General features: G+C 62.1%; 9 protein-coding genes and 1 pseudogene. 9 read left to right on the forward strand and 1 reads right to left on the reverse strand.

The window, feature by feature from the left end; all coding sequences use genetic code 11:
* The first annotated feature begins 191 nt into the window (after window positions 1-191).
* From VMJ11_RS14710 to VMJ11_RS14740, 7 genes are all read left to right on the forward strand, one after another.
* Window positions 192-338 (forward strand): hypothetical protein, encoded by a 147-nt coding sequence (locus VMJ11_RS14710; protein WP_325620125.1) that lies wholly within the window; start codon window positions 192-194, stop codon window positions 336-338.
* A gap of 655 nt (window positions 339-993) precedes the next feature.
* Window positions 994-1,305 (forward strand): winged helix-turn-helix transcriptional regulator, encoded by a 312-nt coding sequence (locus VMJ11_RS14715; RefSeq protein ID WP_325620126.1) that lies wholly within the window; start codon window positions 994-996, stop codon window positions 1,303-1,305.
* A gap of 62 nt (window positions 1,306-1,367) precedes the next feature.
* Window positions 1,368-2,033, forward strand: coding sequence for an HAD family hydrolase (locus tag VMJ11_RS14720; protein WP_325620127.1), 666 nt, complete (start codon window positions 1,368-1,370; stop codon window positions 2,031-2,033).
* A 15-nt stretch (window positions 2,034-2,048) separates the two neighbouring features.
* Complete coding sequence (locus tag VMJ11_RS14725; protein ID WP_325620128.1) at window positions 2,049-3,425, forward strand: MFS transporter; 1,377 nt, start codon at window positions 2,049-2,051, stop codon at window positions 3,423-3,425.
* A gap of 1,205 nt (window positions 3,426-4,630) precedes the next feature.
* Complete coding sequence (gene ligD, locus VMJ11_RS14730; protein WP_325620129.1) at window positions 4,631-7,132, forward strand: DNA ligase D; 2,502 nt, start codon at window positions 4,631-4,633, stop codon at window positions 7,130-7,132.
* A 76-nt stretch (window positions 7,133-7,208) separates the two neighbouring features.
* Window positions 7,209-8,132, forward strand: coding sequence for a Ku protein (locus VMJ11_RS14735; protein WP_325620130.1), 924 nt, complete (start codon window positions 7,209-7,211; stop codon window positions 8,130-8,132).
* 29 nt (window positions 8,133-8,161) lie between these two features.
* A complete protein-coding gene (locus VMJ11_RS14740) occupies window positions 8,162-8,968 on the forward strand; it encodes a tetratricopeptide repeat protein (RefSeq protein ID WP_325620133.1) in 807 nt (268 codons plus the stop codon).
* Between the two features lie 26 nt (window positions 8,969-8,994).
* Here the strand turns inward: VMJ11_RS14740 and cls are convergent, their stop codons facing one another.
* Window positions 8,995-10,266, reverse strand: a complete 1,272-nt coding sequence (gene cls, locus VMJ11_RS14745; RefSeq protein ID WP_325620131.1) for a cardiolipin synthase — start codon at window positions 10,264-10,266, stop codon at window positions 8,995-8,997.
* A gap of 235 nt (window positions 10,267-10,501) precedes the next feature.
* Here cls and VMJ11_RS14750 point away from each other — a divergent pair, with 235 nt between their 5' ends.
* Entirely contained in the window at window positions 10,502-11,809 is a 1,308-nt protein-coding gene (locus tag VMJ11_RS14750) for a tryptophan leader peptide (protein ID WP_325620132.1), read from the forward strand.
* Window positions 11,810-11,994: 185 nt separating this feature from the next.
* Window positions 11,995-12,294, forward strand: a pseudogene (locus VMJ11_RS14755) (transposase); the annotation flags it as partial.
* Window positions 12,295-12,536: the final 242 nt, after the last annotated feature.

The following is a 12,536-nucleotide window of genomic DNA, read 5'->3' on the forward strand; positions in this document are numbered from 1 at the left end:
CAGACAGGGGAGTCCCGCACGTATTCGCATCTTCCTCGATGAAAACTGGACTGGACGCCACGTCGCGACGTAGCTTCGCCAATCGAAGCGACCCCCCAGCGCACGCCTGGGCGGTGGATATGGGCTGGGGCTCGCGACGAACGCAACGGATAACGATCCCGGCGGCATCCTGACAGACTACCGTGGCGCCGGTGCTGATCCTGCTCGCGCTACTGAGCCGTCACCGCAAGGCAGTAGGTGAGATGAAGGCACGCTGGGTCACGCGTGCGTTGTGCTGGCTGGCGACGCTTGCCACGGGCGCGGCGCTGACCATTCACACCGTTCTGCAGCTTGCTTGAGGGCGCTTGAAGGGCAGAAGGATTTGCCGATGGGTGGCTCGTGATCGGCGCCGGTGCGCACCCGAGCGCTCATGGCCTTCCATGGCGCGGTGGTGGGGTGACAACTGCTCGCGGGCTGGGTTCGAAGTTTGCGCCCGTGATCCTCGAGTGCTGTCCGGGGGCTGCTTCTCGGGAGAATGGCAATGACAAAGTCTCATACGTTCACGGTCGCCGCACTGGCGGCACGAATTACATCGAACTCACGCAATGCTCTTCACCCCACCCCATTGCACGCTCGCGTGCAAAAGTCAGCGCCTCGTTCACGTCGATGAAATTCTCATCGAGGTATAGATCGTGAACATCATTCTTCGAATGACCCGTCTGACGCCGGAGTGAAGATTCTCGCGTTGGCCACAATTCTGCCGTCTTCTATGCTGACGCTCGCACTGATCCGGCAAGACGGAAAAATGAATTGCATGGCTGGCTCCGGTAGCTCATGGAATGACCCAACTACGCGGCGCAAATACCATGCCGCACGTCGCGCGGCCAGTGGCGGAAGGCGATGAGAAGGGCGCGCCTGGAGTTGACAGTTCAGACGCGATGCTTTAAAAAGTACAGCATGAAAATCCCGCGACCTGGACAACCCGTTCGTGGCTCGACAACCGGGCGGCCAATCATGGTCGTGCTGGACTTACTCGGGCGGCGCACCGCACTGCGGATACTGTGGGAACTGCGCGGCGGCGCATTGACGTTTCGGGCGCTTCAGGAAGCCTGTGAGACCAATGCGCGTCTGCTAAATACGCGGCTGGCCGAATTGAGAGCGTCTGGTCTGGTCGAGCACGGCGATGGCGGCTATCGCATGACGGACGAAGGCAAGCGGCTTGAGGCCGCCTTGCAGCCGCTCCTGGCGTGGGCCCGTCAATGGGCCACGCGCGACCCGGAAGGGTTCGAGGCCGCCGATTGCGATCGTGCTAGCCGGAAAGGGTGACCTGCCGTCTTTTCGCGCAAAGGGTGGGATCACCCCAATGCAAAACCCCTCGGAGTGCACCGATGCCTGTTCGCGCTGTCTTGTTCGATTTCGATTTGACGCTGGCCGATTCGTCTGTCGCCATCGTCGAATGCACCGAACATGCGCTGCGCCAGTTGAACTGTGCGCCCGCGCCGCCCGTGCAAATCCGCTCCGTGATCGGGTTGTCGCTGCCGGCGATGTTTCGCGCGCTCACCGGCGACGAGAGAGAAGGGCGCGCACGCGCGTTCGCGCGTCATTTCGTGGAGCGCGCCGACGAAGTCATGGTGCCCTCAACGCGCATTTATCCTCAGGTTCCCGAACTATTCGCACGCCTTGGCGAACAGGGTCTGGCCATTGGCATCGTATCGAGCAAGTTTCGCTACCGGATCGATGCGATTCTCGCGCTAAGCGGGCTGCGATCCTACGTCGATGTGCTGGTCGGCGGTGAAGATGTCCAGCGCCACAAGCCGGACCCAGAGGGGCTGCTGTTCGCGTTGGCGCGACTTGAGCTGCCGGCGGCCTCGGCGGTCTATGTGGGCGACCATGCCGTGGACGCGCAAGCGGCCGCGCGTGCCGGTGTTGCGTTTATCGGCGCAGTAAGTGGCATGACGTCGTTCGACGCGTGGGCGCAGGCGGGCAAGCAGGCTGTGAGGCAGAATATCGGCGAACTGGCCGATATCGTCCAGCAAATCGAGCCATGGCGGTGAGCGATGTTGCGTAACGTGAACCATCTCCGCTGGAAGATCGTCGCATTGCTGGTTGCGCCGCTCACGTTCGTGATGACCCTCGATCGCGCAGCCATGGCCGTAGCCGCCCCGACAATCCAGAACGAACTGGGTCTGTCGATCGTGGAGATGTCGATGATCCTCACGATCTACTTCTGGGCCTATGCGATCGGCCAACTGCCGGCCGGGCGCGCTGCCGAGCGCTTCGGGTCGCGAAGGGTGCTGTTTGGCACAAGTGCGCTCTGGTCGCTCATGATGATCGTCACGCCGCTCGGCACCTCGTTCGCGTGGCTCTTCGGATGCCGGCTCGTGCTAGGGGGCGCGCAATCGGCGGACTGGTCCAGCAGCGTGGTTGCGCTCAAGCGCTGGTTTCCGACCAGCGAGCGCGCAAAAGCCAGCGCGTTGCTGCTCTCCGGGCTTTATCTCGGTCCGATCATTTCTGCGCCGCTGACCGCCTGGACCATCATTCATTTCGGTTGGCACGCCGTTTTCTATGGATTCGGCACACTCGGGCTGCTGCTCGGCGCGATCTGGTGGCTCGGGTATCGCGATACGCCGGCGGCGCATCCGCTCATCACGCAGACCGAGGCCGAGTACATCGCCACCGGCCAGCCGTCCGAACTCGCAGTGGCCAGGGGAGCGTTCGTACGCTGCCTGCGGCAGTTGCGCTTCTGGGTCTTCGGGGTCCAGTACTTCCTCCTGGTGCTGATTCAGAGCTTCTATACGACGTGGTTGCCGACCTATCTCATGCGTGCGCGCGGGCTCTCGCTCAAGGCGATGGGGCTGTATGCATCATTGCCGTGGGTCGCCGTGTTCCTCGCGGTCTTTGTCGCGGGAGCAGTAAGCGACCGGCTGCTACGGAAAACGGGCTCGATTTATTGGGCACGCACGCCGGTCGCAATGACGGGGTTTGTCGTAGGCGCGCTCGCGTTGATAGCGGCCTCGCGAGCGAGTTCGATTGCCGTCGTCATCGGCCTGCTGTGCCTGTCTTTTGCCGCGGTGGGATTCGTGCAGGTGGTCGTGTGGTCGGCCACGCAGGATCTGGGGCGAGCGTTTGCCGGAGTCATGTCGGGCTGGACGAACGTGTGGGGCGCGCTGTCGAACGTTGTGGGACCCATGACACTTGCTTTCGTCATCAAGGTCACGCATAGCTGGGGAAGCGGCATGTTCGTGATCGGCGCAGCGGCGGCCTGTGGCGCGCTATTGTGGTTACTCGTGCATCCCGAGCGCCCATTGCTCGGCGACGAGGTGAGCGGACCGCCGGGGACCGCAGGACCCGTTGCCAAGCGTGTCGGAGGCGGCGTGGAGTCGTCGTGCAGCGAAAGACGCGAAACCGGTGCGGAAGCTGGCCGGGTCACCGAGCAAAGCAACTGAAACCAGGCGGCAGGCGGTTTCCTCAGGATCGATTGCATGCCGCTCGCAGGCACCACGCTCACGACGCAACCGCTGCGAAATCTGCTGTCGATGCCTTGTCCCGGAGACGCAACCGCGGAGGCCTCAGCACGGATCTGCGCGCCGCCCCCGTTGACGAAGACTTGCCTGCAAGGCGGCGCACTGCCCGCGGTGCGGCACGAGGCGCACCTTTGCGCCGCATGGGTCATTGCACGGGGTTATGAGCGGGCGGAAACACATTCCAGTGACCGTTGTCATGCTGAAAAAAGAACAACGCATGCAAACCGGTCGCCTCCTGCGTCTCCACGCATACGTAGCGCCCTCTGCCCGAACGGGCGTGGCCAAATCGGGTTACATGCACTGGCGTGCGGGGAGCAAGCCATTTTTCGACCTGGTACCGCAGTGACTGCGCTTTCGTGTGCTGCATCTGCTACTCCTATGCGTCGCTCCCGTACCAGCCCGTTCGGCCAAACATTCGCGCATGAACCGGTCCCGGCTGCCGTTTGACGCAGCTTTCCGCGCCGCACGCGGAACCTGACAAACCACTTTAACCATTGCGCCAAAAACGGCCCGTGGCGTAACTTTCAGCGAGATAGCAACGTAACAACAGTAGACCAGAGACGCACGTTCCGCGACCTCAAGCGTCGGCTGTTGGTGCGCTGCGCCACGAAGTTGTTGCGCGTTGCCGTTAGCGGGGCTTGTTCCGGTAGGCAAACGACTCGGTAACCTTGACCATGCCGACTGAGCTTGGCGAGGACGCGCACAAGGGGAATGGCCCGGCGCTGATGATGGTCGATACTTCGTGCAGGATGGCGTTGTCTTGATCGCGTGAGAGCACAAGATTCTGCCGGCGCTGTTTGCGCATGTGCCTCAGGCACCTCTCGACCCGGCGATCGGTTCGACATTGTGTCGATGCTGGAGCGCACTACGCCCGGATGATCATTTGCTCAGCATTCCAAACTTCTTCGTCATGGCGATAGAGCGTTCCGGATCGGCGGCGCGCGATGGCCAGCATCCGCCTTGAAAGGTGAATGACCTCCCCGCATCGCCGCAGCAAGACAATTCCAGATTTGCGAATATATCGAATCGAGTTTCATCTGGTTGACGCCCTCATCGCCGGTCATGACACGTCCACGACCTGCCACGTAGGCGAAAGTAGCAATCACAGTGTTTGATGGACCATTGTCATGGCATCCTCTCGCGACCGAACGCCACTTTCCCGGTATCAAAACAAGCGGGACTTCCTCGTCACTCCCGAACCAGCGCCCCTGGATGCACCCGTATCTGGCGGGCGTCTGCGCTTTGTCGTCCAGAAGCACTGGGCCGGGCGGCTGCACTATGACTTCCGGCTCGAACTCGATGGGGTGCTGTTGTCGTGGGCGGTGCCGAAAGGTCCCTGCTGCGACCCGAAGGAAAAGAGGATGGCGATTCACGTGGAGGATCATCCAGTCGAGTACTCGGCCTTCGAGGGCACGATTCCCCCGGGGCAGTACGGCGCCGGTACCGTGATTGTCTGGGATCGTGGAACGTGGGAGCCCGTTGGCGACCCGCGGGAGGCAATGCAGGCCGGCAAGCTTGTCTTCCGGCTGCACGGCGAAAAACTCGCGGGCCTCTGGGAACTCGTGCGCATAACGAAGCCCGGTGACAGCCAAGACCACTGGATGCTCTTCAAGAAGCGTGACGAGTGGGCGCAGCCGCTCGCGCAATACGATGTCATCAGGGCGCTTCCGGACAGCGTCGTCGCGCACCCGCTGGGGCTCATCGAGGAGCGTGACCCGAGGCCGGCGCGGCCCGTGGGCAGTCATGCGCCGGAAACGGACCTTCGCGCGGCGGTTTCCGCTGCGCTGCCCGCGACGCTTGAGCCGCAACGCGCGACACTCGCGGCCACCTTGCCGACAGGCGGGGAGTGGATGACCGAGGCGAAACTCGATGGTTACCGCATGCTCGCCCGTATCGACAAAGGACGCGCGCGCCTCTTCACCAGCGGGGGACAAGACTGGACGAGGAAGCTCACGGGACTTGCCGCAGAGGTCGAGAAACTGCCGATTTCCAGCGCCTGGCTAGATGGCGAAATCGTCGTACTCAAAAATGGCATTCCCGATTTTGGCGCGCTGCAGGACGCGATAGACGGGGCCGCCAATCAGGAAATCGTCTACTTCCTGTTTGATTTGATGTACCTCGACGGGAAGGACCTGAGGAAGGTCCCGCTGCGGGCGAGGCGGGCGCGTCTCTCAGCGCTCCTCAATAATGCCGGCGACCGGCTTCGCTTCAGCCAGGATTTCGATGCGCCGCCGGCCCAGGTATTCGAGGCCGCCGCCGGGCTGGGTCTCGAGGGGCTGATGCTGAAGCGTCGTGATGCGCCGTATGAATCGGGAAGGACGCGGACATGGCTGAAAGCGAAATGCCGCCTGAGGCAAGAGTTTGTCATCTGCGGCTTCACTGCTCGCGAAGGCAGGTCCGGCGAGATTGGCAGCCTGCTGCTCGGCTATTACGACGCGAGCGACAAACTTCGCGACGCGGGTAGCGTCGGCACCGGTTGGGACGCCCGGACGGCTGCAGACCTATGGACGCGCCTCACGCCGATCGAAGCGGATGCGGCACCATTTGAAGCCACCGTGGTGCGGCAGCGGCGTTGGTCGCGGCGGGCGGCGGGCAATGAGCGCTGGGTTCGCCCGGAACTGGTCACGGAGATCGAGTTCGCGGACTGGACCGCGGATGGCCTCGTGCGGCAGGCATCGTTCAAGGGATTGCGCGCCGACAAGGCGGCCCGCAGTGTCGTGCGCGAGGTGGGGGCAGCGCTCACGCCGGCGCCGCTTTCGCGGGTGAAGGTCACCCATCCGGAGCGAATCGTCGATCCCTCCAGCGGCGTTACGAAGCTTGACGTGGTCCGCTATTACGAGAGCGTCGCCCAGTGGATGCTGCCGCATTTGAAGGACCGCCCGCTGACCCTGGTCCGCGCGCCGGCTGGCATCGCCGGGGAACTGTTTTTCCAGAAGCACGCCGAGAACACCCCCATGCCCGGCCTGAAAACGCACGAGCGCAATCTGTGGCCGAATCACCCGCCCTTGATGAGCGTCGAGACCGTCGAGGCGCTGGTTTCGGCCGCGCAGATGAACGCGGTGGAATTTCACACCTGGAACTCGACGGTAAGACGAATCGGGAAACCGGACAGGGTTATCTTCGACCTGGATCCCGGCGAAGGTGTGAAATGGGGGCAAATTCAGGAGGCCGCGCTTCTCGTACAGACATTGCTCCTGGAACTGGGTCTGCAGGCCTGGTTGAAGACGAGTGGCGGCAAGGGACTTCACATCGTCGTACCGCTGACACCGAGACTCGACTACGACGCAGTGAAGTCGTTCTCGCGGGCCTTCGTCCGGCATCTGGCGAAGACGATTCCCCAACGCTTTTCCGCGACGTCCGGGGCCGCGAACCGGGTTGGCAAGGTCTATGTCGACTACCTGCGCAACGGGAAGGCGCAAACCACGGCGGCGGCGTTTTCCGCGCGGGCGCGCCCCGGTATGGGGGTCTCGATGCCGATTGCCTGGGAGCAGCTATCCGGGCTGAAGAGTGGCGCGCAGTGGACGGTGCAGACTGCGCGCGAATACCTGAGCTTCCAGACTCAGGACCCATGGGCTACGTACTGGTCGGCAGCGCAGTCGTTGGCATCGGCGATAAAGCTCCTACAATGAAATACCCCACGGCCGGCTGCGGCACGCGCTTTGCGCAAGCGGCGTGCCGCACGCGCACATCCGCAAGGAGAAGTCCATGCCCGCCCGCTCAATCGCCTCCTTAACGCTTTCGTTTGGGCTCGTTTCAATCCCGGTGAAGCTCTACACGGCGACGGAGAGTTCATCCGATGTCAGGTTCCACCTGCTTGCCCCCGACGGTTCCCGCGTGAAGCAGCAGTACATCTCGGAGGCAACGGGCGCGGTCGTCGAGCGCTCGAGCATGAACAAGGGCTACGAGTTCGAAAAGGACCGGTTCGTGGTGTTCACTAGCGACGAACTCAGGGCGCTGGAGGATGGAGCCAGCCACGTCGTCGAGATCCTGGCCTTCATACCGGAGAAGGCGGTCAACCCTGTCTTCTACGACAAGGCCTATTACATTGCGCCCGACAAGCGCGGCGGCAAGCCGTACAGTCTGTTGCAGCAGGCACTGGCGGAAAGCGGCCGCTGCGCGCTGGCCAAATGGGCGTTCAAGGGAAAGACGCGAATCGTTCAGGTGCGCCCGGAAGAAGATGGACTCGTTTTCCAGCAGCTGCTCTACGCGGACGAGGTACGTTCCCTGAGCGACCTGCATATCGAACGTGTTCAGGTCTCCCAAACAGAACTGAAACTCGCGCTTCAGATCATCGAGCAGGGGGCCGAAGACAACTACGACGCCGCGGCTTATGAAGACGAAGAGAAGAAGCGCATTCTTGCCGCCATCGACGAGAAGATCGAAGGCAAGCAGGTCGTCACGCATGAGCCAGCAGAGAGCGCCGCAGGTGGAGGACAAGTCATCGATCTGATGGAAGCGTTGCGCGCCAGCCTGAAGGGCGGTGCGAAGGCGAGGCCCGCTCCGGCGCCGAGGCGTAAGAGCGCGGAGCCCGTAGCGGAACTGCCAGAGGCGCCGAAGACACGCAAGCCGGTAACGCGCGCAGCCAAGGTTCCTACCGAAGCACCGGCAAAGGTCCGGGCACGCAAGTGACAGCATACGTCACCGCGCGCGACATGACGATGCGCGAGTTGCAGGCCATGCTCGGGGTCTCGCGCGGCGTGGTGTCCGGCCTGATTACCGCGGGATTCGTATCCCCATTGCGCGGGCCGAGAAACGAGTATCGATTCACGTTCCAGGATGTCGTCCTGTTGCGCACTGCGCTACAGCTGCGCGCTGCGCGTATCCCGCCTCGCAAAATCGTCATGGCCCTCTCTCGACTGAGAAAAGCGTTGCCGGATGAGTTGCCGCTCACGGGCATTCGCGTGTCGGCGGTCGGCAGCGACGTGGCGGTGAGAACGGGACCCTCGCAGTGGGATGCGGTTACGGGGCAACTCCTGCTGGACTTCGAAGTCGCTGAGATCAAGGGCGACGTGGTCTTCCTCGACACAACGCCTGCACAGGAGAACCTCGCAAACCAGGCGCAGGAGTGGTACGACCTGGGGGAGCAGCTCAGAACGTCTGATGTGAATGGCGCGGAACGAGCGTACAGGAAGGCGATTGTGTTATCGCCGAAGCCGTTTTACGCAGCGTACGTTGACCTTGGCGCACTCCTGTGCGAACTCGAAGCGCGATGTGAAGATGCGCTGCATGTGTTCGACGAAGCGCTAACGCATTTCCCGCAAGATGCCGTCCTCCACTTCAATCGGGCCATTGCGTTTGAGGAGCTAGGCCGGTTCGGCGACGCCGAGCAAAGCTACAAGCGCTGCCTGGAGCTCGACCCGTCGTACGCGGACGCCCATCACAATCTCGCGATCCTGCTCGAGAAGCGTGGCGACCCACAAGGCCTCGTGCGTCATCTGAACGCCTATCGCCGTCTGACAACCTGATGCGCTGCCCGCGAGCGCTGCAGGTGTCAGAGCTGCGAATCGAGCAACGCAACAGCGCGTTCCAGCAGCTTTTCGCGAAGAGGGCGGCGGCGCCAGTCATCCAGCGTGATGCGCTTCGCGCAGGCGATGTCGGCTTCAAAAATGGCAGTCTGCTGGCGCGCGAAATCGCGGTCGTAAATGTTTAGATTGGCCTCATCGTTGAGCTTGAATGAGCGGCTGTCGAAATTGGTCGAGCCGACGGACACCAGATACTCGTCGATGACAATCAGTTTGCAGTGGAACATCGTCGGCTGATACTCGTGCATCTCAACGCCCGCCGCGAGCAGATCGCCCCAGCAAGCTCGCGACGCCTCCCGCACCGTGTGGGTGTCGATGCGCTTGCCGGGCGTGATGATGCGGACCTTCACGCCGCGCTTCGCGGCCTCGACGATCGCGTTGATCGTCAGCTTGTCCGGCACGAAGTACGCACTCGAGAGGTCGATGGAGTGCGTCGCGGCGGTGATCGCCATGAGGTACATCAGTTGCATGTCGTCGCTGCCGCCCGAGGGCGAGCTGCTGAACATGTGCGCGAGGCCTTCGCCCGCAGCGTCGATCTCCGGAAAGTATTGCGGGCCGTGCAGCACGTTTCCGGACGCCTTGATCCAGTTGTCCATGAAGACCGCCTGCATCTGCCCGACCGCCGGGCCTTCCACGCGAAAGTGCGTGTCGCGCCAGTGCTTCTCGTCCTGCGCGTGCCCGGCCCATTCGTCGGCAATGCCCACGCCGCCCGTGAAGCCCACGCGCCCGTCGATCACCAGCAGCTTGCGGTGCGTGCGGTCGTTCATGCGGCCCAGGCTCGACCAATGCGGCTTGTGATACTGGATGACTTCTGCACCCGCTTCGCGCAGCATCTGCAGATAGCGCTTGTCCATCTTCGACGAGCCGACCCAGTCCAGCAGCACATGCAAGGCGATACCCGCACGGGCCTTATCGGAAAGCGCATGTGCGAATCTTTCGCCAATCGTGCCGGACCAGTAAATGAAGGTTTCGAAGGTGATGGTGTGCCGTGCCGAGCCGATGCCCTCCAGCAGAGAGGGAAAGATCTCGTCGCCGTTCACGAACACCTCGAAGCGGTTGCCCACGATGACGGGCGGCCCGAGCAGCAGCCCCATCGAGCGAATAAACTGCGGACTGTCGCTTGGATACATCCGTTCGATCTTGTGCTCGATCTTCTTCTCGCCGCTCGTCAGGTTCGCGATCACCAGCACGACGGCGAGCGTTACCACTACCGTCAAGACAATCAGGGCCACTGTCGTCATGCGCGAGCCTCGCTTAGCGAACACGCTTGCGGATCCGTCAGTGTACGAGCGTTCCGGTCGTATGTTGTATTCGGCTGTTGCATTCTGATGTGGAGAACGGGGTCACCTGTGAACGCGATGCGCGTTGTCCACCTCGATGCGGCGCACAAGCATGGGTTTACGCCCTCGGCGGAATGTGCAAGTATCCCTCGCAGCACGTAGCGCCGATACTTTTGGTTTTCTTGCGAGGTGCGCAATGGAGTGGAGATTCTGGAAGACGGAGAAGCACCAGGAGGAGGCACGCAACTGGCCTGCCGACACTCTTGAATCGATACGCCAACTCCTGAGCATGTACCAGGGCGCTGCAACACTGCCGTTCGCGAACTGGGCCGCGCCCGGCATTGCATTCACACCTGAGCTCGAACCGATCGCCCAAAATGGGGTCAAGGGCTACCAGCTCGCCCTCTGGTTTTGGCTGTTCGCCGAGAAGCACGGCACCATCGCGGCAAGGATGGCGCGCGAAACCTTCTGCCTGCTTGCCGATGCGGCGCAGCCGGCGTCGGGAGATGCCATCGATGCGCTCCTCGACCAGGAAAACCGTCTCGCGCATTCTGTCGAGGCGATTTCCGCTGAACAGCGCACTTTCAGACAGGAAGGGCTTTCCGTGGAATTGCCGATGGAATTTTTTCTGGCCACAGGCACCCTCAGGCTCAGGCCCGACTCACCTTATGCAGATCACGCAGACGCCCCCCTGCAAGGCAACGACTACAAATTGGCAGACTGCTTTCGCCATGCCACCGAGGAAGCGTTGTCTCTTTTCCGGCCCATGATACAGGCGGTCGAATTCGACGCGAAATCGTTGCCCAACTGGAAATGGAGCGCCCGGCCGGGCGCGGCTGAACGGCATTTACAGCGGCGCCACCGCAACCCGCTTTTTCCTCTGCATCGGCAGATGGTGACGGCCCGCGACGTTCATGAAGCGCGTCTCGCCGACAACCAGGCGCTTCAGGATGTTCGCAATGAACTCAATGCCGTGAGCCACGCGTTCTACGAAAAGCCCGAGCTACCGTTGAACTGGCTGGCGTACCTCGAAAGCTATCGGGAGCAAGTAGACAGGCTTGATGAGCGTCACCTCGTAGTGGGAGGGCAGAACGCGTCGCTTGGCGAGGCGATAGCGGGGCTGCGTGCAGACATTCTCGCGACATGGCGCGCCGAGATTCAGAAGAACCGGCACAGCCTCGCCACGCTCGACCAGGACGAAGCACGAAAGGCTGAACGACGTGCGCTTCTGTACGGATGCGACTGGACCGCCCAACTGTTGAGTCACGGCTCCTTGATACCGCCGGAGGAAGTGGTTCCCGCTCTGCTGAGCGAATCTCCGCCGGAGTTGGAGAAGGCGGTGACCGGCCTGCAGGCAGAACCACGCTTGCATGACACGCTTGCTCACTGTAGGGCCGTGGCACATCGGATCGTGGGCGAGCTTCGCGCGGCAGGTCATACTTTCCCCGATATGACAGACAAGCTTCGCATCCTGGACGGCACGCCGGGGCAACTGCCAGCTTGATGCTGCCGGTGCTGGATGTCCGGCGCTCAACCTACCCAGAACCCGACATTTCTTATATGGTCGCCTCCCATTTGCAAGATGATTGTGCGTGGCGAGGAGGGTGGTTGCGGACATATACATGGCCTAGTCCCGTTTGCCAAATGATCTGGCTTACAGCGAGCAGGTGCTGGATTGCATATATACATTCGGCCTGTTTCGGCCTGGTACCACGCCAGCACAGCACGGGCGGCCACAGTACCTTGTGCGGAATCAGCGAACGAGGTGACCGGCATCTACGTTATCTGCTCGTCCAGTGTGCCCACGCAGTCATGCATCGCGCGACCCAGCGCACAGACAGGCTCGGCGAATGGATCCGGTCAATGCAGGCCCGGCGCCATCCGAACGTCGTTGCCTGTGCCATCGCCAACAAGCTCGCGCGCATCGCCTGGGCGGTGCTGACGAAACACACTGCGTACGACGCTTCACGCCTGAAGCTCGCGGACTGAGCCATCGTTTCACCCAACAAGGTTTTGCGACTGCTGGAACTTGATGACCCAATGGCACAGCGACCGGACGAAGAACCTGGCAAATCCTACAGCTCGAAACAGCTGCCGACATTTTGAGGATCGTCCGGTGCGGTTTTCATCTCGGAACAGCGATTCCGGAATACGCCGCCATGAAGGCAGGCGCGTACGCATTGGCGTCGGCGACCGTGCTGATGCCGCGCAGCCGCAGCTCCTTCACGAGC

It is taken from the genome of Paraburkholderia sp., assembly GCF_035501035.1.
Classification (GTDB): domain Bacteria; phylum Pseudomonadota; class Gammaproteobacteria; order Burkholderiales; family Burkholderiaceae; genus Paraburkholderia.

Bases quoted from the DNA above. Each gene is read 5' to 3' on its own strand.
- VMJ11_RS14715 (WP_325620126.1), top strand. From the start codon at position 994: ATGGTCGTGCTGGACTTACTCGGGCGGCGCACCGCACTGCGGATACTG.
- VMJ11_RS14720 (WP_325620127.1), top strand. From the start codon at position 1,368: ATGCCTGTTCGCGCTGTCTTGTTCGATTTCGATTTGACGCTGGCCGAT.
- ligD (WP_325620129.1), top strand. From the start codon at position 4,631: ATGGCATCCTCTCGCGACCGAACGCCACTTTCCCGGTATCAAAACAAG.
- VMJ11_RS14735 (WP_325620130.1), top strand. From the start codon at position 7,209: ATGCCCGCCCGCTCAATCGCCTCCTTAACGCTTTCGTTTGGGCTCGTT.
- VMJ11_RS14740 (WP_325620133.1), top strand. From the start codon at position 8,162: ATGCGCGAGTTGCAGGCCATGCTCGGGGTCTCGCGCGGCGTGGTGTCC.
- cls (WP_325620131.1), bottom strand. From the start codon at position 10,266: ATGACGACAGTGGCCCTGATTGTCTTGACGGTAGTGGTAACGCTCGCC.
- VMJ11_RS14750 (WP_325620132.1), top strand. From the start codon at position 10,502: ATGGAGTGGAGATTCTGGAAGACGGAGAAGCACCAGGAGGAGGCACGC.